Genomic DNA, 19,662 nt, shown 5'->3' on the forward strand with positions numbered 1-19,662 from the left:
AGGCGGGGCATTGAGCAACAATTTCGTCGTGCCGCGTTTCCCGGCGCAAGCGGTCCCGCCCCACACGGAGGGCATGCGCATCGGCCTGCTCGGCGGCTCGTTCAATCCGCCGCATCAGGCGCATCGCGCGATCAGCCGGTTCGCCTTGACGCGATTGCAACTCGATCGCGTCTGGTGGCTGGTGACGCCGGGCAATCCGCTCAAGGAGAACGGCAATCTTCACGAGCTCGGCGAACGCATGCAGGCGGCGCGCGAGGTTGCCGACGATCCGCGCATCGAGGTGAGCTGTCTCGAATCCGTCATTCGCACCCGCTATACTATCGACACGATCAACACCTTGCGCCGCCGCTTCCCGGGCCTGCGCTTTGTCTGGATCATGGGCGCCGATAACCTCGCTCAATTCCATCGTTGGCAGGACTGGCGGCGAATCGCTGCCCAGGTGCCGATGGCAGTGATCGATCGGCCGCCGCAGAGTTTTCGCGCCCTCGCCTCACCCGCCGCCCAAGCGCTATCTCGTTACCGTCTGCCCGAGAACAAGGCAGCGCTGCTTGCGGACAGGCGGGCGCCGGCCTGGGTGTTCCTGACCGGATTAAAGCTGAACCTTTCCTCGACGGGCCTGCGGAACCCGGACGGGAGCTGGAAAGGGTCGGCGTGAGACAGCGTGTGCGGATCTGGGGCTCTCTGGCATATTGAAACCCTTAACCCCACATGATGTAGTGTAACCCGTGAGGGCCGGATTCGGCTCTCGCGATACAGTGAAAGGAATGGTCCCTGGCCACATCTGTATTGTCCAAGTCTGTTTTACCCAAGGTTGCTAAGCCTACGCGTAAAACATCGACCAAAGCTGCGGCCTTGCAGGCGCAACCCGACGCCGACAAGACGCTGAGCCTGATCCTCTCCCGCCTCGAGGATATGAAGGCGGAAGAGACGGTCACCATCGACCTTCGCGGCAAATCGGCATACTCCGACTACATGATCGTCACCACCGGCCGTGTGAACCGGCACGTCGGCGCGATCGCGGAGAACGTGACGAAGAGCCTCAAGGAAACCGGCATCAGGAACATCCACGTCGAGGGCTTGCCCAATTGCGACTGGGTGCTGATCGATTCCGGCGACGTGATCGTGCACGTGTTCAGACCCGAGGTCCGTGAGTTCTACAATCTCGAGAGATTGTACACGCAGGGCCCAGGGGCGGCGAAGGCGATCTAGAGGCTGACGAAGCCGATTTCGAATCGGCTGACGCGCATGCTAGCGTCGTGCGCGCGCAACCTGCGCGCGGCCTCGAAAACACGACCCTGAAACATCATGCGCGTTGCTGTCATTGCGGTGGGCCGGCTGAAGCAGGGCCCCGAACGGGAGCTTGCCGACCGCTATTTCGAGCGGTTCGACGAGGCCGGCCGCAAGCTCGGATTCCGCGAGCTCAGCATCCACGAGATTCCCGAAAGCCGGGCGCGCGACACCGCGACGAGGATGACCGAGGAGGCCGCGGCGATCTCGGCGCATATTCCCGACAAATCGATCCTGGTGGCGATGGACGAGCGCGGGCAGAACCTGGAGTCCACCGTATTCGCACGGCATCTCGGGCGCTGGCGCGACGAGGGGGCCGGACATACTATCTTCATGATCGGAGGGGCGGACGGACTTTCGCCCGAATTGCGCCGTAAGGCCAAGCTCGCGATCGCGTTCGGCTCTGCGACCTGGCCGCATCAAATGGTCCGCGTCATGCTTCTGGAACAGCTTTACCGGGCCGCCACGATTCTGGCCGGCCATCCCTATCATCGCGCATGATGCGCGCCACACGAGCACCTTTGCCTCACGCGATGCGAGCGCCCGTCCTCAAACTGCTGGTTGCGAGCCTCGCAGGCGCAAGCGTCGCGCAAGCTTACGCAAGCCTCGCGCAAGCTCAAACCCCAGCGCCGGCGCCCCAGACCGCGGCCGTCTCGCCCGATGCGATCAAGCAGCGCGAGCAGGAGCTGGAAGCGGCGCGCGCCAGGCAGAAGAGCGCGGAGGAAGCCCAGGCCAAGCTGAAGGCGGAAATCACCACGCTCGGCCAGGACCGCACCCAGCTCAATCAACAGCTGATCGACACCGCCGCCAATGTGCGCGCCGTCGAGACCAAGATCGACGAGGCCGAAGCGCGGCTGAAGGCGCTGAACGGCCGCGAGCAGCAGATGCGCTCGTCGCTCGATTCGCGCCGCGCCGACATCGTCGAGGTGCTGGCGGCCTTGCAGCGTGCCGGCCGGCGCACGCCGCCTGCCCTTCTCGTACGCCCCGAGGATGCCCTGCAATCGCTGCGCACGGCGATGCTGCTCGGTGCCGTGGTGCCGGAGCTGCGCGGCCGCGCCGAGAAGATCGCGGGCGAACTCGGCGAGCTCGTGGCGTTGCGCAAGAACATCGCCAGCGAACGCGACCAGCTTGCCGCGGACCGCGACAAGGTCCGGAGCGACCAGACCCGACTCACCGCCCTGATCGACGAGCGGCAGCGCCAGCAGTCCGCGCGCGAAAAGGACCTCGACGCCGAGAGCTCGCGCGCCATCGCGCTCTCGCGGCAGGTCGGCGACCTCCAGGGCCTGATCACCAAGATGGAGCAGGACCTGCAAAGCGCGGCCAAGGCGGCCGAGAAGGCGGCCGAGGCGGCACGGCAGGCCGAGGCCAAGGAAGCCAAGCTGGCAGCGGCAAATGCAGCCGCCAGCGCCAAGTCCGGCCCCGCTGTTTTCAAGGACCGCTCCCGGACCACCCCGGCGATTGCCTTCGCCTCGGCCAAGGGGCTCCTGCCTCTTCCGGTTAACGGTAACAAGATCAGGGACTTTGGCGGTTCCGACGGGGTCGGCGGGGTCCAGAAGGGCATTTCGCTGGCCACCAAGCCCGGCTCCCAGGTCACGACGCCGTGTGACGGCTGGGTGGTCTATTCAGGTCCGTTCCGCAGCTATGGACAACTCTTGATCCTCAATGCCGGTGGCGGGTATCATGTCCTGATCGCCGGGATGGAGCGCATTTCGGTCAACATCGGTCAGTTTGTGCTCACGGGGGAGCCAGTCGCGACCATGGGGTCGACCTCTCAAGTCGCCTCCATTCTCGCCACGAACGCGAGTCAACCTGTGCTGTATGTCGAGTTCCGCAAAGACGGCACTCCAATCGATCCAGGCCCATGGTGGGCCGCAAATGAAGGCGAGAAGGTTCGCGGATGATGCGCAAGACTTCAGTTATCCTCCTCAGCGCGGCCACCGGTGCTGCGCTGACGCTGTTCCTGACCCAGCCGCGCGCGGTCTTCATGGGCTCCAGCGCGCGCGCCGCCACCGCGGACACCTATCGCCAGCTCAATCTGTTCGGCGACGTCTTCGAGCGCGTGCGCTCCGACTATGTCGAGAAGCCCGACGACACCAAGCTGATCGAATCCGCCATCAGCGGCATGCTCACCGGCCTCGATCCGCATTCGAGCTACATGGACGCCAAGAGCTTCCGCGACATGCAGGTGCAGACCCGCGGTGAGTTCGGCGGCCTCGGCATCGAGGTCACGATGGAGGACGGCCTGATCAAGGTGGTCTCGCCGATCGACGACACGCCCGCTTCGCGCGCCGGCATCATGGCCAACGACATCATCACCAATCTCGACGACGAGGCAGTGCAGGGCCTGACCCTGAACCAGGCGGTCGAGAAGATGCGCGGCCCGGTCAACACCAAGATCAAGCTCAAGATCATCCGCAAGGGCCAGGACAATCCGCTCGACGTCACGCTGGTGCGCGACAACATCCGCGTCCGCTCGGTGCGCGCGCGCGTCGAAGCCGACGACATCGCCTATATCCGCATCACCACCTTCAACGAGCAGACCACCGAAGGCCTGAAGCGCGAGGTCGCCAACCTCTCGAATCAGATCGGCGACAAGCTCAAGGGCTACATCATCGACCTGCGCAACAACCCGGGCGGCCTGCTCGAGGAAGCGGTCACCGTCTCCGACTCGTTCCTGGAGAAGGGCGAGATCGTCTCGACCCGCGGCCGCAATGCCGAGGAGACCCAGCGCCGCACCGCGCATGCGGGCGACCTCACCAAGGGCAAGCCGGTCATCGTGCTGGTCAACGGCGGTTCGGCCTCGGCGTCGGAAATCGTCGCCGGCGCGCTGCAGGACCACAAGCGCGCGACCATCGTCGGCACGCGCTCGTTCGGCAAGGGCTCGGTGCAGACCATCATCCCGCTGGGCAGCGGCAACGGCGCGCTGCGCCTGACCACCGCGCGCTACTACACGCCGTCGGGCAAGTCGATCCAGGCCAAGGGCATCGTGCCCGACATCGAAGTGCTGCAGGACGTGCCGGACGAGCTGAAGTCGCGCACCGACACCAAGGGCGAAGCTTCGCTGCGCGGCCATCTCAAGAACGACGGCGACGAGAAGACCGGCTCGCAGTCCTACGTCCCGCCGGACGCCAAGGACGACAAGGCGCTCAAGCTCGCCGACGATCTGCTCCACGGCATCAAGAACAGCGCCTCCGCCGCGCCCACCCCGGGCACCGACAAGGCCGCGACCGACAAGCCCAAGGCAGCGAACTAAGGTCGGCGAACTAAAGTCGGCGCCACGCGCGATCTTCCGAAAAGGGCGGCTCCTCGAGCCGCCCTTTTTGCTTGGAACTCCTGCCATCCCCGGCCTATCCCGGCCTGCCGCCGCTTGACCTCGGCGTGGTATCGTCGGGATCAGTGATTCGGGATCGCGCATGACTGAAACGGCCGATGATCTGAGCGCCCCGCTCGGACAGGACAAGCCGCGCCGGAAACGGCGGCTGCGGCTGCCGTTCACGGCCATGCAGCTGCTGGCCGTCCTGCTCGGCCTGTTCCTGGTCACCTTTGCCGGCTTTGCCATCTTCAACAAGGACCCGCTCGGCGGCGAGCCGATGACGCGGATCGCGATCCGCGAGCCCAGCAAGGCCGCGGACGAGAAGCCGGCCGCCTCCGGCCATGGCGCCGAGAGCAAGCCGGAGGGCAAGCACGAGGCCAAGGAGGCGCCCAAGCAGCCGGGCGAGCAGAAGACCGTCACCATGATCGACGGCTCCACCGGCGCGCGCCACGACGTGGTGATCGGCGCCGGCGATGCCGCCGACAAGGGCGATGCGGCATCCGCACCGCCGCCCGTCATGGCCGGGATCGACCCGAAGCTGCTGGAGAAGTCGCGCTACGGCATGATCCCCGCAATCTCCGGCGACCTGAAGCCGTTCAACGTCTATGCGGCGGATGCCGACCGCGCCAAGGCCGCCAAGATGCCGGTGGTCGCCATCGTGATCGGCGGGCTCGGCGTCGGCGCCGCCAAGACCACCGACGCGATCATGAAGCTCCCGGCCGCGGTGACACTGGCCTTCACGCCCTATGGCGCCGATCCCGGCAAGCTCGCCGAACGGGCCCGCGCCCAGCGCCACGAGATCTTCCTGCAGATTCCGATGGAGCCCTACGACTTCCCGGACAACGACCCGGGCCCGCAGACGCTGCTGACCTCGCTCAGCCCCGACCAGAACATGGACCGCCTGTACTGGCACCTCAGCCGGATGCAGGGCTATGCCGGCCTGACCAATTTCATGGGCGCCCGCTTTGTCGCGACCGAGCCGGCGATGCAGCCGATCATCCGCGAGGCGGCCAAGCGCGGTCTCGGCTTCTTCGACGACGGCTCCTCGCCGCGCAGCATCGCACCGCAGGCGGCTGCGAATGCGTCGGTGCCGTTCGGCAAGGGCGACATCGCCATCGACGTGGTGCCGACCCCGGCCGAGATCGACCGCGCCCTGACCAAGCTGGAATCGGCGGCCCGCGAGCGCGGCGTCGCCGTCGGCACCGCCTCGGCCCTGCCGGTCTCGATCGACCGCGTCAGCGCCTGGACCAAGACATTGGGCGACCGAGGTATCCTTTTGGTGCCATTGACAACCGCGATGCTGAAATCAAAATCCAGCTAAATCAACGGATTGGTACGGCGCGGGTCCTGCGGGGCCTAAAATGCCCCACCAAGTGCACGCAAGAGGTCTGGCGGAATGGCGCGTTACGAGGATCTGCCCTACCGGACCTGCGTCGGTGTGATGCTGATCAATACGAAGGGCCTGGTGTTCATCGGCCGCCGTGCCGGCGGCATCGAGCATGTCGACGACACCCATGTCTGGCAGATGCCGCAAGGCGGCGTCGATCCCGGCGAGGACACCTGGGAAGCGGCCAAGCGCGAGCTCTATGAGGAGACCAGCGTGCGCTCGGTCGAGCGGCTCGGCGAGGTCCCGGACTGGCTGATCTACGACATCCCGCGCACCGTCGCCGGCCGCGCCTGGAAGGGCCGCTACCGCGGCCAGCGCCAGAAATGGTTCGCGGTCCGCTTCACCGGCAAGGACAGCGAGATCAACGTCGAGAAGCCCGGCGGCGGCGGCCACAAGGCCGAATTCGTCAGCTGGCGCTGGGAGCCGATGAAGAACCTGACCGAACTGATCATCCCGTTCAAGCGCCCGGTCTATGAGCGCGTCGTGAAGGAATTTTCGTCGCTTGCGGACGACTAAATCAAATTGTCACCCCGGGTTCGGTGCTAAGCCATCGCCGGAGTGACAACGAGAGATCCGCGCGTGACCACTGAAAAGCCCTACCGCCCCAACGTGGGCATTGCCCTGTTCAACGCCGAAGGCCGCGTGCTGATCGGGCACCGGTTCAAGGGTGACGGGCCCGAGATCATCCTGCCGGGCCTCGACTGGCAGATGCCGCAGGGCGGCGTCGACGAGGGCGAGAACCTGCGCGATGCCGCGATGCGCGAGCTCTGGGAAGAGACCAGCGTCGTCAGCGCCGACTATCTCGGCGAGACCGATTGGTTCACCTACGAGTTTCCGCCCTACGACGGACCGCAGACGCATCGCCTCGCAAGGTTTCGCGGCCAGCGCCAGAAGTGGTTCGCGCTGCGCTTCACCGGCAAGGACGAGGAGATCGATCCGCTGACGCCGCGCAACGGCCAGCCCGCGGAGTTCGACGCCTGGCGCTGGGAGCGCCTCGACCGCGTCGCCGACATCGTCGTGCCGTTCCGGCGCGAGGTTTATCAGGGCGTGGCGAAGCAGTTCGCGGCGTTCGCAAACTGAAACTAAGAAAACAACCCCATGCACAGTAGAGGTCCGGCCGAAATCATTGGGGAATTTCAGCCGGGCATTCGCGTGTGAGCATGTGAGGGAAGCGCCGCTCTCTCGTTCCCCTTGCGGGGGAGGGAACGCACCTTTGTTGGAGCGTTAGTGGGGCTCAATCAAAGCAAACGCTAATTGATCGGGCCGACCGTGAACGGGCCGATGGCGATGACGTGGCAGTCGCTGTCGCGTTTGGCGCAGTCGGCGAGTGCCGTGTTGACCGCGGCCTGCTCGTCGGCGGCTTTCAGGCCGAGGCCGGGGCGCCCGGCGGTGCCGACGGCGACGGCGTTCCAGCCCATGGCCTCGCCGAGCTTGCGCACGACCTCGTCGCGCTGGTCGGCGATGATCGATGCATTGCTCGCCGCATGGAAGAAGCCGGTGATCCTGAGCAAGGTCGGGACCGGCACGACGAAATTGTCGTCGACCGCGACGACCATGCAGGCGACGCCGGCGATCGCGCCGCACGACTCCAGCGAGCGCCGGGCCGCCTCCTCGGCAGACGACGCGCCCAGCACCATGAAATATTGTCCGCCCGGTCCGAGCGCGACCGAGCGTGATTTCGCCGCCGGCACGAACATGTTCTCGAGCCGGACCTTTTGCGGATCGCGCACGATCGGAAAGTCCTTCGACGCGAACGCCCGCTCCGTCATGGTGTCGTGCCGGAAATAGGGCGCGGGCGGCATCGGCGGCTTGCCGTGGGTGTAGACGACGTTGTTGCCGACCGCATAGAGCTCGCAGCGCCGCGGCGATTGCGCGGCATCGGCGCGCTTCTGGCACTGCTCGATCGCGCCGTTGCGCGCGGCTTCCTCGCTCGGCTGGTTCAACACCGAGCCGGTGAAGCCGCCGACATTGAGCGCGAAGGCCTTGTAGTCGCCGGCCGCGGAATAGTCGCCGGCCAGATAGTTGCGGACGCGCTCGTTGATGAAGGGAACGCTGTCGGCGGCGAGCTTGCCTGTCATCGGCGCGGCGGACGGTGACGGGGTGGGCATCGGCGCCATCGCAGCGCCGGCATTCGACGGAGCCATCGGGGCCATCGGCGCCTTTGCCATCTGGGTCGGCATCGGGCTCGGCGCCATGGCGGCGGCCGTCGATGTTGGGCTCGGCGACGCGCTCGGTGCCGGCGCGACTGCTGCGGTGACGGTCTGCTTGAGCTTGGTGTTGTAGAGGAAGCCCGAGACGACGATGGCGACGACCGAGACGACCGCAACCACCAGCGGCCACATCCATACCGGCGCCGCAGCCACCTTCGAGGCGGCCTTCTTCACCTGCGGCTTGGAATAGGTGCCGTCCTCGCGCCGCATCGCCACCATGTAGGCGTGCACCGGCGTCGGGATGTTCTTCACCTCCTGCGCGCCGATATCGGCGAACTGCACCGACAGCTTGTTGGCGACCTGCTCGTGCACGGCGCGGGAGACGCAGATGCCGCCGACCTCGGCAAGGCCCTCCAGCCTTGCTGCGATGTTGACGCCGTCGCCCAGGAGATCGCCGTTGCGCTCGACCACATCGCCGATGGTGATGCCGATGCGGAACGACATCTGCCGGCTCGGCGGATAGGCCATGTTGCGGGTTCGCAGGCTCTCCTGGATGTCGATCGCGCAGCGCACGGCATCGACCGCGCTTGGAAATTCCGCGAGCACGGCATCGCCCGCCGTGTTGAAGATGCGGCCGTTCGCCTTGGCGATGAAATCGTCGATGACTTCGCGGTAGGACGCCAGACGCCGCAGCGTCTCCTCTTCGTCTTCCGCGACCAGCCTCGAATACCCGGCAATATCGGCTGCGAAAATCGCCGCGATCTTGCGTTTCATCTGTGACCCGCCCCGGAACAAATTCGCGGGCGCAGAATGCCGCTATCTCCGGCGCGGTGCAACAAAGTTTCAGCGCCCGCCACGGGTCTGTGACGAGCGCTGAACCTGTTCAGGAATTCGAGCTTGAGCCCCGGAGCGGCTGCGCCGGGGCTTAGTGCATAGCCGTCGAGTTGAGCTGCTGCTGGATGCTCTTGTAGTGGTCTAGCCGCTCGATGGCGTGATCGAGCTCGCCGCCCTCGTGCTCCTTCAGGCCCTCTTCCATCTCGGCGATGGTCTCGGCGAACTGGGCGCGATCGAGCTCGTCGAGCGAGGTCGCGACGTCGGCAAGCACGGTCAGGCCGCTCTCGGACACTTCGGCGAGGCCGCCGAGCACGATGACCTTCTCGTGACGGCCGCCGGTGGTGATGGTGAGAATGCCGGGCCGGATTGCGGCCACGACCGGGGCATGTCCTGCCAGCACGCCGAAATCACCCTCGACGCCGGGGATGTCGACCTGGTCGACCTCACCCGAGAAGGCGAGCTTTTCCGGCGAGACGAGATCGAAGTGGAAGGTGGCCATGGAGAACCTGCGAATGGTGAGTAGCGAATAGCGAGTGGCGACGGGAGCAGCGCGTCTATTCGCTACTCCCTATTCGCCATTCGCGACTTAGGCAGCCTCGGCCGCCAGCTTCTTGCCCTTCTCGACGGCTTCTTCGATGGTGCCGACCATGTAGAAGGCGGCTTCCGGCAGGTGGTCGTACTTGCCTTCCACCAGGCCCTTGAAGCCCTTGATGGTGTCGGCGAGGTCGACGAACTTGCCCGGCGAGCCCGTGAAGATTTCGGCTACGTGGAACGGCTGCGACATGAAGCGCTCGACCTTGCGGGCGCGAGCCACGGTCAGCTTGTCCTCTTCCGAAAGCTCGTCCATGCCGAGAATGGCGATGATGTCCTGGAGCGCCTTGTAGCGCTGCAGCACCTGCTGGACCTGACGGGCAACCGCGTAGTGCTCCTCGCCGACGACCAGCGGGGAGAGCATGCGCGAGGTCGAGTCGAGCGGATCCACCGCCGGGTAGATGCCCTTTTCAGCGATCGAGCGCGACAGCGTGGTGGTCGCGTCCAAGTGGGCGAACGAGGTCGCCGGCGCCGGGTCGGTCAAGTCGTCGGCCGGAACGTAGATGGCCTGCACCGAAGTGATCGAGCCCTTCTGCGTGGTGGTGATGCGCTCCTGCAGCGCGCCCATGTCGGTCGCGAGCGTCGGCTGATAACCCACCGCCGAAGGAATACGGCCGAGCAGCGCCGACACTTCCGAGCCGGCCTGGGTGAAGCGGAAGATGTTGTCGACGAAGAACAGCACGTCCTGGCCCTTGTCGCGGAAGTCTTCCGCGATGGTCAGACCGGTGAGCGCGACGCGGGCGCGGGCGCCCGGGGGCTCGTTCATCTGGCCGAACACAAGCGCGCACTTCGACTTCACGCTCGGATCCGGATTGTGCGGATCGGCGTTGACCTTGGACTCGATGAACTCGTGATAGAGGTCGTTGCCCTCGCGGGTACGCTCGCCGACGCCGGCGAACACGGAGTAACCGCCGTGCGCCTTCGCGACGTTGTTGATCAGCTCCTGAATCAGCACGGTCTTGCCGACGCCGGCGCCGCCGAACAGGCCGATCTTGCCGCCCTTGGCGTAGGGCGCCAGGAGGTCGACGACCTTGATGCCGGTGACGAGAATTTCAGCTTCGGTCGACTGGTCGGTGTAGGTCGGCGCTTCCTGGTGGATCGCGCGGAGGCCTTCGGTCTTGACGGGACCTGCTTCATCGATCGGCTCGCCGATGACGTTGATGATGCGGCCGAGCGTGCCTTCACCGACGGGAACGCGGATCGGAGCGCCGGTGTCGGTCACTTCCTGGCCGCGGACCAGACCTTCGGTGGTGTCCATCGAGATGGTGCGGACGGTCGATTCACCGAGATGCTGGGCGACTTCGAGCACCAGGCGGTTGCCGCCGTTCTTGGTCTCGAGGGCGTTGAGAATGGCCGGCAGGTGGCCTTCGAACTGCACGTCGACGACGGCGCCGATGACCTGGGTGACGCGACCGAGCTGGGCTGCCATTGAATGTCTCCTTCGATCCGAACTTCTAGACCACGGTCAACCGACCGGGATGTTGCGTTGATGGGTACCGATGCGTCTGTGCTAGACGGCTTCGGCGCCCGAGATGATTTCGATCAGTTCCTTGGTGATCTGCGCCTGACGCGTGCGGTTGTAGACCAGCGTCTGCTTGCGGATCATCTCACCGGCGTTGCGCGTCGCGTTGTCCATCGCGCTCATCTGCGCGCCGTAGAACGAGGCGTTGTTCTCGAGCAGCGCGCGGAAGATCTGGACCGCGAGGTTGCGCGGCAGAAGACGGGTGAGAATCTCGTCCTCTTCCGGCTCGTACTCGTAAGAGGTGGTGTTGGCGGCAGCGCCTTCCTCGACCACCAGCGGAATGATCTGCTGGGCGGTGGGGATCTGCGCGATCACCGAGCGGAAGCGGGAGTAGAACAGCGTGCAGACGTCGAACTCGCCGTTTTCGAACCGCGCCAGAACCTTCTTGGCGATGTCCTCGGCGTTGACGAAACCGAGCTGGCGGACACTGCGCAGGTCCAGGTGCTCGACGATCTGCTTGTCGAACTGGCGGCGGAGCTGCTCGTAACCCTTGCGGCCGACGCAGAAGAACTTCACGTCCTTGCCCTGCGCCATCAGCGCCAGAGCGCGCTCGCGGGCGAGACGGACGATCGAGGAGTTGAAGGCGCCGGACAGGCCGCGCTCGCCGGTGCAGACCAGCAGCAGGTGAACCTGATCGCGGCCGGTGCCGGCCAGCAGCGCCGGCGCGCCGGGCGAGCCCGCAGCGGCGCTGGCGATGTTGGAGATCACCGCGCTCATCTTGTCGGCATAGGGACGTGCAGCTTCCGCGGCGGTCTGCGCGCGGCGCAGCTTCGAGGCCGCGACCATCTGCATGGCCTTGGTGATCTTTTGCGTCGCCTTGGTGGAGGCGATGCGGACGCGCATGTCTTTAAGTGACGCCATTCTTCGTTCACCCCGGCGGTTCGACGCGATGTCGGACCGCTAGCCTGTCCCAGTCGTCATGCCCGGGCTCGTCCCGGGCATCCACGTCTTCGTCTTCCACGCGGTAACGCGTGGATGGCCGGGACAAGCCCGGCCATGACGTTCTTTTTTTACGCGAAGCTCTTCGCGAAGCCTTCGACCACCGACTTCAGCTTGCCAGCGGTGTCGTCGGAGAGGTCGCGGCTGTCGCGGATCGAGTTGAGGATGTCGACGTGCTTGCCGCGCAGCAGCGACAGCAGACCGTCCTCGAACGCGCGCACCTTGTTGAGCGGCAGCGGATCGAGATAGCCGTTGGTGCCGGCCCAGATCACGCAGACCTGCTCTTCCATCTTCAGCGGCGAGAACTGCGGCTGCTTCAGGAGTTCGGTCAGACGCGAGCCGCGGTTGAGCAGGCGCTGGGTCGAGGCGTCGAGGTCGGAGCCGAACTGCGCGAACGCCGCCATTTCGCGGTACTGCGCGAGCTCACCCTTGATCTTGCCGGCGACCTTCTTGGTGGCCTTGGTCTGCGCCGACGAACCGACGCGCGACACCGACAGACCGACGTTCACCGCGGGACGGATGCCCTGGAAGAACAGGTCGGTTTCCAGGAAGATCTGGCCGTCGGTGATCGAGATGACGTTGGTCGGGATGTAGGCCGACACGTCGTTGGCCTGGGTTTCGATGACCGGCAGCGCCGTCAGCGAGCCCGAGCCCTGGTCCTTGTTCAGCTTCGCCGCGCGCTCGAGCAGGCGGGAGTGGAGATAGAAGACGTCGCCCGGGTAAGCTTCGCGGCCCGGCGGGCGGCGCAGCAGCAGCGACATCTGGCGGTAGGCGACGGCCTGCTTCGAAAGGTCGTCATAGATGATGACCGCGTGCATGCCGTTGTCGCGGAAGTACTCGCCCATGGTGCAGCCGGTGAAGGGCGCGATGTACTGCATCGGCGCCGGATCGGACGCGGTGGCGGCGACGACGATCGAATATTCGAGCGCGCCCTGCTCTTCCAGCACCTTCACGAACTGCGCGACGGTCGAACGCTTCTGGCCGACCGCGACGTAGACGCAGTACAGCTTGATGTTCTCGTCCGGCTGCGCGTTCAGCGGCTTCTGGTTCAGGATGGTGTCGAGCGCGATCGCGGTCTTGCCGGTCTGACGGTCGCCGATGATCAGCTCGCGCTGGCCGCGGCCGATCGGGATCAGGGCGTCGATCGCCTTGAGGCCGGTCGCCATCGGCTCGTTCACCGACTTGCGCGGAATGATGCCGGGCGCCTTGACGTCGACGCGCATACGCTTGTCGGCCTGGATCGGGCCCTTGCCGTCGATCGGGTTGCCGAGCGCGTCGACGACGCGGCCGAGCAGGCCCTTGCCGACCGGCGCGTCCACGATGGCGCGGGTGCGCTTGACGGTCTGGCCTTCCTTGATCTCGCGGTCGGCACCGAAAATAACGACACCGACGTTGTCGGTTTCGAGGTTCAGCGCCATGCCGCGGGTGCCGTTCTCGAACTCGACCATTTCACCGGCCTGGACGTTGTCCAGACCGTAGACGCGGGCGATGCCGTCGCCGACGGACAACACCTGTCCGACTTCGGAGACTTCAGCTTCCTGGCCGAAATTCTTGATCTGGTCCTTGAGGATCGCGGAAATTTCCGCGGCGCGGATGTCCATCAGCCTGCCTCTTTCATCGCGTGCTTGATCGAATTGAGTTTGGTGCGAAGCGAACCATCCACCATGCGGCTGCCAAGCTTGACGACGAGGCCACCGATGATCGAGGGATCGACTTTCACGTTCAGCGCGACGTCCTTGCCGGTCACCGACTTCAGGGCAACCTTGAGGGCGTCGAGATTCTTGTCAGAGAGCGCTTCCGCCACCGTGACATCGGCCGTCGTCTCGCCCTTGAACTTGGCGACAAGGACGCGATAGGCGCGGATGACGTCGGCCACCGCGAACAGGCGGCGGTTGGCGGTCAGCACTTTGAGGAAATTGGCGGAGATCCCGGCGATGCCGGCCTTGGCCAGCACGGCCGAGAGGGCCTTGGACTGGGCATCGGCCGCAAACACCGGACTGCGGACGAGGCGCTTGAGATCAGCGCTTTCGTTCAGCAGACCCTCGAACTTGTCGAGATCGGCTTTGACCTCGTCGACCACTTTCTGGTCGCGGGCCAGTTCAAACAAGGCCGTTGCATAACGGCCGGACACACCTGAAACGGACGTATCTTCTGCAGCCACAGACGCGCTCTTTTAGCTGTCAAATTCGCAAGGGAAAAACCGTCGCCACAAAGCGGCGCCTAGCGATCCAAGCCCTTGGAATTCAAGCGGGACTTTGATTTCCGGCCGACACGGGAAGTGCCGGGTCCGTTAAAATCGCGGCTTTGCTAACATAGCAGGCGCGCACGTGCAACATGACGCCAAATTAAAGGCATGAGGTTCTGTCGCCAGTTCGTCGCAGTCCACGACACTTCTTTGATGATCTGGACGACGGCCTGCCACGTCACGGAATTGCCGTGAGCCTTACGGCGGCATCGCGCCGTTTCGTTCCTGCCCTCAGCGCATAGCGGCCATGAACACGGATCGCTGAGCCGTGACTCGGACCGGGCTGCCAGCTCTTCCCGAATACTTACCCAATTCTAAACGCCAAGTGTGATGACTTCGCTCTACAGTATTCATGAGTAATCGATTGGTTAAAGAATCCTTAAAGAGAAAGATTACGGAACATCGGCTGCAATATCGGTGCCAGTCACAAGATATTACATAGCGACACGTAACGGATTTACTGCCCAATTCACGCCGCATTGGGAATCGAAACGCCAAACCGCTCACAAACTTACGGGGGCTCCACTAGCCACATATGTGGCAATACTAGCTTAGGGACCACTAAATGCTGTCTTTGAAGACGCTGGGCTCTGTGACCCGGCCGCGCACGGCGATCGCTTTCGTTGCTGCAACTCTCATCGTCGGTGGAACTGCCACCGAGGCTTCCGCCAAATCCCGGCATCACCGTCATCATCATCACCGCCACCACGCCCAGGCCGATACCAACGCGACTTCCGATTGGCGCAATGCCAACGCCGCGATGACGCCGTCGCAGGGCACCGGCCGCAGCTTCTCCGGCATGGCCTCCTATTACGGCAACGAGTCCGGCAGCCGGACCGCCTCGGGCCAGCGCTTCAACCAGAACGCCATGACCGCGGCGCACCGTTCGCTGCCGTTCGGCACCAAGCTCCGCGTCACCCATGGCGGCCAGAGCGTCATCGTCACCATCAATGACCGTGGCCCGTTCATCCGCGGCCGCGTGCTCGACCTCTCCACGGGCGCAGCCCGCGCCATCGGCCTCACTGGTGCCGGCGTCGGCCGCGTCACCGCGGAAGTCGTCTCCTAAGGGGCGCTAAAGCGCCTCTACCGACCAGCGCAGTTCCCGTCATCGTCCGCGGACATTGTGAGCGGCGGGATCAGCCCGGGTGAAACAAGCCCGCCGTCTTGGGGGACGGCGGGCTTTTTGTTTGTGTGGTCGCATCTCGTGTCCCGGACGCGCTGCGTCCGGGGCACGAGACCGAGGGTTTCCGCACCACGTCATCAACATCGTCATTGCGAGGAGCGCAGCGACGAAGCAATCCAGACTGCCTCCGCGGAAACACTCTGGATTGCTTCGCTGCGCTCGCAATGACGGGGAGAGAGCGGGGAACCCTACAAGAGGTGCCGTAGGGTGGGCAAAGGCGCGGAGCGCCGTGCCCACGATTTCTCGCGATGGAAAGAATTCGTGGGCACGCTTCGCTTTGCCCACCCTACGAGAGCTCGAGGTTTACAAGAAGCTCTGCGGATCGACGTCGACCTCGAGCTTCAGATTGCCCGTCGTCTTCGGACACACCGCGAGCCAGTTGCGCAAATAGTCCGAGAGATCGAAACCGCGCGCCGATTTCACCAGGATGCGGAACCGGTAGCGGCCCTTGATCACCGCGAGCGGTGCTTCGGCCGGGCCGAGCACCACGACGCGCTCATCGCGCGGCGCGAGCGCCACCAGCCTGCGGCCAAAGCCTTCCGCGTTCGGGCGGTCGCCTGCCGAAATGATCAAGCTCGCGAGGCGGCCGAACGGCGGATAGAGCGTGCGCTCGCGCAGGTCGATCTCGCTGTCGTAGAAGGCCTCGCGGTCGCAGGCGATCAGCGCCTTCATGACGGGATGATCGGGCTGATGCGTCTGGAGATAGCCGACGCCGCGGCCCTGCTCGCGGCCGGCGCGGCCGATCACCTGGTTGAGCAATTGCCAGGTGCGCTCCGCCGCGCGCGGATCGCCGTTACTGAGGCCGAGATCCGCATCGACCACGCCGACGAGATTGAGCCGCGGGAAATTGTGGCCCTTGGCGACGAGCTGGGTGCCGATGATGATGTCGACGCGCCCTTCGGCGATCTCGGCAAGTTCCGAGCGCATCGTCTCGATCGAGGTGATGAGATCGCTCGACAGCACCATGGTGCGCGCGTCCGGGAACAGCGCGGCCGCCTCTTCCTGCAGGCGCTCGACGCCGGGCCCGACCGCGACCAGCGATTCCTCGGCCGAGCAATGCGGGCAGAGATGCGGGCGCGGCATCGAGAAGCCGCAGTGATGACAGACGAGGCGCTGGCGGAAGCGGTGATCGACCAGCCAGGCATCGCAGATGGTGCAGGCGAAGCGATGGCCGCAGCCGCGGCACAGCGTCAGCGGCGCATAGCCGCGGCGATTGAGGAACAGCAGCGCCTGCTCGCGCTTCTCGATCGCCTTCTTGATCTCGCCGGCAAGCCGCGGCGAGATATAGCGGCCGCGCGCAGGCGGCTCGCGGCGCATGTCGATGGCCTCGATATGCGGCATGTGCTGGCCGCCGAAGCGCGAGGGCAGCGCGACGCGCTGATAGCGGTTCTTGCGCGCATTGACCTCGGATTCCACCGACGGCGTGGCGGAGGCCAGCACGACCGGGATTTTTGCGATGTGCCCGCGCACCACCGCCATGTCGCGGGCGTGGTAATGCACGCCCTCGTCCTGCTTGTAGGCCTGGTCGTGCTCTTCATCGACCACGATGAGGCCGAGATTGGCGTAAGGCAGAAACAGCGCCGAGCGCGCGCCGACCACGACCGGCGCGCTTCCGTCGGCGATCGCAGCCCAGTTGCGCGCGCGGGTGCGCGGCGTGAGCTCGGAGTGCCACTCGATCGGGCGCACGCCGAAGCGCAGCGCAAAGCGGTCGAGGAACTGGCCGGTGAGCGCGATCTCCGGCATCAGGATCAGCGCCTGCTTGCCGCGGCGCATGACTTCCGCGACGGCCTCGAAATAGACCTCGGTCTTGCCCGAGCCGGTGACGCCGTCGAGCAGCGCGACGTGGAAGGTGCCGTTGGCCGCGAGCGCGCGCATGGCATCGACGCCGGCACGCTGCAGCGGCGAGAAATCCGGACGGCCGAATTCCGGATCAGGAGCTGGCGGCGGCGCCGGTGGCGGCATCGGCTCGACCGTCAGCGTGCCTTCATCAACGAGGCCGTCGATCACGCCGGCGGAGACGCCCGCCTCCTTCGCCGCCTCGGACTTGCCGTGCAGCAGCCGGTCCGACAGCACCTCGATCACGCGCGCCCGCGCGGGCGTCAGCCGCTTGGGGGGATCGCCTGTCAGCCGCACGCCGGGGCGCACCCGCTCCGGGCCGAGATTTTCGCCCATCCGCAGGCACATGCGCAGCACCATGCCGCGCGGGCTCAGCGTGTAATTGGCGACCCAGTCGACCACCGAGCGCAGCTCGGGCTTGAGCGGCGCGAGGTCGAGCTTCTCGCTGACCTCCTTCAGGCGGTTGTGCAGCCGCGGATCGGGATTGGCGTTTTCGCCCCAGACCACGCCAAGCACCTCGCGCGGCCCGAGCGGGACGCCGACCAGATCGCCCGCCTTCAGCTCCATGCCGCGCGGGATCTTGTAGGAATAGGTCTGGTCGAGCGCGACCGGCACCAGCACGTCGACCATGCGGGTCGCGTTGGCGGGGGCGGCGTTGCTGCGCGAGGTATGATCCATGAGGAGAGAATCGGAACCTTGGGGCCTTCAGGCTAGCGCCGCGGCGCGGCCTTAGCGAACGGTAAACGGATGTGATGCGATATACTGTGCGGAATCATTACGTCCAGAGCGCATGAGCAAAGCGGCCGCCCCCCAGATCGAGCTCGCCAGCGCCGATCCCTCGATCGCGCAGGAGATGGCGCGCTGGCTGTCGCATCTCGGCGCCGAACGGCGGCTGTCGCCGAAGACGCTGGAGGCCTATGGCCGCGATTTGCGGCAGTGCCTGGATTTCCTCTGTGCCCATTGGGGCGAGCGCGTGACGCTCGACCGCTTCGCCGCGCTGGAAGCGACCGATGTGCGCGCCTTCATGGCGATGCGCCGCGCCGACGACATCGCCGGCCGTTCACTGATGCGCGCGTTGGCGGGCCTGCGCTCCTTCGGCCGCTTCCTCGAGCGCGAGGGCAAGGGCAAGGTGGGCGCGCTCTCCGCAATCCGCGCACCGAAGGTCGCAAAAAGCCTGCCGAAGCCGCTGCCAATGGCCTCCGCAAAGCGTCTTGCCGATGCCGACGAGCGCGCCGGCGAGGAACGCGAGACCTGGATCCTCGCGCGCGATGCCGCGGTGATGGCGCTGCTGTACGGCTCGGGCCTGCGCATCTCCGAAGCGTTGGGGTTGAAGCGCCGCGAAGTGCCGAAGCCCGGCGAGGGCGACGTGCTGGTCGTGACGGGCAAAGGCAACAAGACCCGCATGGTGCCGGTGCTGCAGAACGTGCTGGAGCTGGTGCAGGAATACGTCGCGATGTGCCCCTACCCGCTGCCGGCGGAGGGACCGATCTTCGTCGGCGCGCGCGGCGGCCCGCTCTCGCCGCGCATCATCCAGCTCGCGATGGAGCGGCTGCGCGGCGCGCTCGGGCTGCCCGACAGCGCCACGCCGCACGCGCTCCGCCACTCCTTCGCCACGCATCTGCTCTCGCGCGGCGGCGATCTGCGCGCGATCCAGGAACTGCTCGGCCATTCCTCGCTCTCGACCACGCAGATCTACACCGGCATCGATTCCGAGCGCCTGCTGGAAGTCTATGCAAGCGCGCATCCGCGGCGGTGAGGCTGCGGCTCAGTTGCCAAGATATTCGATCCCGTAGACGTAGTTCGAGCCGCGACCAACCTCGACGCTGACCACCGGTTTGAATCTCTCCAGCCGTTCGTAGAGCGGCGCCGTGACCTTCACCGTTTGGCCTGCGATGCGGACGAGATAGTCCGCCCGCCTGCTGCCGGTCGACCTCCACGCACGATCGACACGGCCTTCGATCACGATCCGCGACGTCAGGTGATCGAGCACCAGCATTCGTCCGGCATACAAGGCAAGGCCGGCGCCGAGCAGCACGATCAGGATCATGAAGGCCAACGGCTTCGCCTTGTCGCGCCATGAGCCGTAAAGCGGCTGTCGCAGCTGCGAGCCGATCATCGCGAGGCCGAGAACGACGAGGCCGACATGAACGTCATTGACGGCGATGATCGAGCTCTTGTCATAAAACAGCAACAGGCCGAGATAGGCCGCGCAGACCACGAAGACGATCTTGCCGATGAACGAGAAAGCCGCGCTGTTGCGGGCCTTCCATAGCGCAAGGGCCGCGAGGACAATGAACGGCCAGAAGCAGGCTGCGATGAATTCCGCGGTGCTCATGGGACAGGACTAGAGCAGCCCTGAACGCCAGACCATTAAT

General features: G+C 65.5%; 18 protein-coding genes. 10 read left to right on the forward strand and 8 right to left on the reverse strand.

The genetic code is table 11. The features are described 5' to 3' along the window. The first annotated feature begins 10 nt into the window (after positions 1-10). The 8 genes from A7X65_RS12080 to A7X65_RS12115 all read left to right on the forward strand — a co-directional run bounded on the left by A7X65_RS12080 (position 11) and on the right by A7X65_RS12115 (position 7,067). Positions 11-655, forward strand: a complete 645-nt coding sequence (locus A7X65_RS12080; protein ID WP_063684973.1) for a nicotinate-nucleotide adenylyltransferase — start codon at positions 11-13, stop codon at positions 653-655. 197 nt (positions 656-852) lie between these two features. Then, positions 853-1,209 carry a ribosome silencing factor gene (rsfS, locus tag A7X65_RS12085; RefSeq protein WP_063684975.1) on the forward strand — a complete coding sequence of 119 codons (357 nt, stop codon included), beginning with the start codon at positions 853-855 and terminating at the stop codon, positions 1,207-1,209. Positions 1,210-1,305: 96 nt separating this feature from the next. Continuing rightward, positions 1,306-1,788 carry a 23S rRNA (pseudouridine(1915)-N(3))-methyltransferase RlmH gene (rlmH, locus tag A7X65_RS12090; RefSeq protein WP_063684977.1) on the forward strand — a complete coding sequence of 161 codons (483 nt, stop codon included), beginning with the start codon at positions 1,306-1,308 and terminating at the stop codon, positions 1,786-1,788. A 32-nt stretch (positions 1,789-1,820) separates the two neighbouring features. Next, positions 1,821-3,188, forward strand: coding sequence for a murein hydrolase activator EnvC family protein (locus A7X65_RS12095; protein ID WP_063684979.1), 1,368 nt, complete (start codon positions 1,821-1,823; stop codon positions 3,186-3,188). After that, the gene (locus tag A7X65_RS12100) at positions 3,185-4,540 is read left to right on the forward strand and encodes a S41 family peptidase (RefSeq protein WP_063684981.1); all 1,356 of its coding nucleotides are present in this window, start codon (positions 3,185-3,187) and stop codon (positions 4,538-4,540) included. The genes A7X65_RS12095 and A7X65_RS12100 overlap by 4 nt, the downstream gene beginning before the upstream one ends. Before the next feature lie 160 nt (positions 4,541-4,700). Then, positions 4,701-5,921 carry a divergent polysaccharide deacetylase family protein gene (locus tag A7X65_RS12105; protein ID WP_063684983.1) on the forward strand — a complete coding sequence of 407 codons (1,221 nt, stop codon included), beginning with the start codon at positions 4,701-4,703 and terminating at the stop codon, positions 5,919-5,921. 75 nt (positions 5,922-5,996) lie between these two features. Then, the gene (locus A7X65_RS12110; protein WP_063684985.1) at positions 5,997-6,503 is read left to right on the forward strand and encodes an RNA pyrophosphohydrolase; all 507 of its coding nucleotides are present in this window, start codon (positions 5,997-5,999) and stop codon (positions 6,501-6,503) included. A gap of 63 nt (positions 6,504-6,566) precedes the next feature. Continuing rightward, positions 6,567-7,067 carry an RNA pyrophosphohydrolase gene (locus A7X65_RS12115; RefSeq protein ID WP_063684987.1) on the forward strand — a complete coding sequence of 167 codons (501 nt, stop codon included), beginning with the start codon at positions 6,567-6,569 and terminating at the stop codon, positions 7,065-7,067. 170 nt (positions 7,068-7,237) lie between these two features. Here the strand turns inward: A7X65_RS12115 and A7X65_RS12120 are convergent, their stop codons facing one another. The 6 genes from A7X65_RS12120 to A7X65_RS12145 all read right to left on the reverse strand — a co-directional run bounded on the left by A7X65_RS12120 (position 7,238) and on the right by A7X65_RS12145 (position 14,184). After that, positions 7,238-8,911: an adenylate/guanylate cyclase domain-containing protein gene (locus A7X65_RS12120; RefSeq protein WP_063684989.1), complete on the reverse strand. Its 1,674-nt coding sequence runs from the start codon at positions 8,909-8,911 to the stop codon at positions 7,238-7,240. Positions 8,912-9,062: 151 nt separating this feature from the next. After that, complete coding sequence (locus A7X65_RS12125; protein WP_063684991.1) at positions 9,063-9,470, reverse strand: F0F1 ATP synthase subunit epsilon; 408 nt, start codon at positions 9,468-9,470, stop codon at positions 9,063-9,065. An 87-nt stretch (positions 9,471-9,557) separates the two neighbouring features. Beyond that, positions 9,558-10,991 (reverse strand): F0F1 ATP synthase subunit beta, encoded by a 1,434-nt coding sequence (atpD, locus tag A7X65_RS12130; protein ID WP_063684993.1) that lies wholly within the window; start codon positions 10,989-10,991, stop codon positions 9,558-9,560. Positions 10,992-11,072: 81 nt separating this feature from the next. Next, complete coding sequence (locus A7X65_RS12135) at positions 11,073-11,945, reverse strand: F0F1 ATP synthase subunit gamma (RefSeq protein ID WP_063684995.1); 873 nt, start codon at positions 11,943-11,945, stop codon at positions 11,073-11,075. A gap of 149 nt (positions 11,946-12,094) precedes the next feature. After that, a complete protein-coding gene (gene atpA / locus A7X65_RS12140) occupies positions 12,095-13,624 on the reverse strand; it encodes a F0F1 ATP synthase subunit alpha (RefSeq protein ID WP_063684997.1) in 1,530 nt (509 codons plus the stop codon). Continuing rightward, the gene (locus A7X65_RS12145; protein ID WP_063684999.1) at positions 13,624-14,184 is read right to left on the reverse strand and encodes a F0F1 ATP synthase subunit delta; all 561 of its coding nucleotides are present in this window, start codon (positions 14,182-14,184) and stop codon (positions 13,624-13,626) included. The genes atpA and A7X65_RS12145 overlap by 1 nt, the downstream gene beginning before the upstream one ends. Positions 14,185-14,833: 649 nt before the next feature. Here A7X65_RS12145 and A7X65_RS12150 point away from each other — a divergent pair. Next, positions 14,834-15,334 carry a septal ring lytic transglycosylase RlpA family protein gene (locus A7X65_RS12150; protein ID WP_063685001.1) on the forward strand — a complete coding sequence of 167 codons (501 nt, stop codon included), beginning with the start codon at positions 14,834-14,836 and terminating at the stop codon, positions 15,332-15,334. Between the two features lie 420 nt (positions 15,335-15,754). Here the strand turns inward: A7X65_RS12150 and A7X65_RS12155 are convergent, their stop codons facing one another. Continuing rightward, complete coding sequence (locus A7X65_RS12155; protein ID WP_063685003.1) at positions 15,755-17,965, reverse strand: primosomal protein N'; 2,211 nt, start codon at positions 17,963-17,965, stop codon at positions 15,755-15,757. Positions 17,966-18,077: 112 nt separating this feature from the next. Between A7X65_RS12155 and A7X65_RS12160 the strand changes: the two genes are divergently transcribed. After that, entirely contained in the window at positions 18,078-19,043 is a 966-nt protein-coding gene (locus A7X65_RS12160) for a tyrosine recombinase XerC (protein WP_063685005.1), read from the forward strand. Between the two features lie 9 nt (positions 19,044-19,052). On the opposite strand, the gene A7X65_RS12165 is transcribed toward A7X65_RS12160, so the two are convergent. Beyond that, a complete protein-coding gene (locus tag A7X65_RS12165; RefSeq protein WP_063685007.1) occupies positions 19,053-19,622 on the reverse strand; it encodes a hypothetical protein in 570 nt (189 codons plus the stop codon). Positions 19,623-19,662 lie beyond the last annotated feature (40 nt).

It is taken from the genome of Bradyrhizobium stylosanthis (assembly GCF_001641335.1).
Classification (GTDB): Bacteria; Pseudomonadota; Alphaproteobacteria; order Rhizobiales; family Xanthobacteraceae; genus Bradyrhizobium; species Bradyrhizobium stylosanthis.

What these genes read in the sequence shown, in the direction of transcription:
- rlmH (WP_063684977.1), top strand. Translation starts at nt 1,306, where the DNA reads ATGCGCGTTGCTGTCATTGCGGTGGGCCGGCTGAAGCAGGGCCCCGAA.
- A7X65_RS12095 (WP_063684979.1), top strand. Translation starts at nt 1,821, where the DNA reads ATGCGAGCGCCCGTCCTCAAACTGCTGGTTGCGAGCCTCGCAGGCGCA.
- A7X65_RS12100 (WP_063684981.1), top strand. Translation starts at nt 3,185, where the DNA reads ATGATGCGCAAGACTTCAGTTATCCTCCTCAGCGCGGCCACCGGTGCT.
- A7X65_RS12105 (WP_063684983.1), top strand. Translation starts at nt 4,701, where the DNA reads ATGACTGAAACGGCCGATGATCTGAGCGCCCCGCTCGGACAGGACAAG.
- A7X65_RS12110 (WP_063684985.1), top strand. Translation starts at nt 5,997, where the DNA reads ATGGCGCGTTACGAGGATCTGCCCTACCGGACCTGCGTCGGTGTGATG.
- A7X65_RS12120 (WP_063684989.1), bottom strand. Translation starts at nt 8,911, where the DNA reads ATGAAACGCAAGATCGCGGCGATTTTCGCAGCCGATATTGCCGGGTAT.
- A7X65_RS12125 (WP_063684991.1), bottom strand. Translation starts at nt 9,470, where the DNA reads ATGGCCACCTTCCACTTCGATCTCGTCTCGCCGGAAAAGCTCGCCTTC.
- atpD (WP_063684993.1), bottom strand. Translation starts at nt 10,991, where the DNA reads ATGGCAGCCCAGCTCGGTCGCGTCACCCAGGTCATCGGCGCCGTCGTC.
- A7X65_RS12135 (WP_063684995.1), bottom strand. Translation starts at nt 11,945, where the DNA reads ATGGCGTCACTTAAAGACATGCGCGTCCGCATCGCCTCCACCAAGGCG.
- atpA (WP_063684997.1), bottom strand. Translation starts at nt 13,624, where the DNA reads ATGGACATCCGCGCCGCGGAAATTTCCGCGATCCTCAAGGACCAGATC.
- A7X65_RS12150 (WP_063685001.1), top strand. Translation starts at nt 14,834, where the DNA reads ATGCTGTCTTTGAAGACGCTGGGCTCTGTGACCCGGCCGCGCACGGCG.
- A7X65_RS12155 (WP_063685003.1), bottom strand. Translation starts at nt 17,965, where the DNA reads ATGGATCATACCTCGCGCAGCAACGCCGCCCCCGCCAACGCGACCCGC.
- A7X65_RS12160 (WP_063685005.1), top strand. Translation starts at nt 18,078, where the DNA reads ATGAGCAAAGCGGCCGCCCCCCAGATCGAGCTCGCCAGCGCCGATCCC.
- A7X65_RS12165 (WP_063685007.1), bottom strand. Translation starts at nt 19,622, where the DNA reads ATGAGCACCGCGGAATTCATCGCAGCCTGCTTCTGGCCGTTCATTGTC.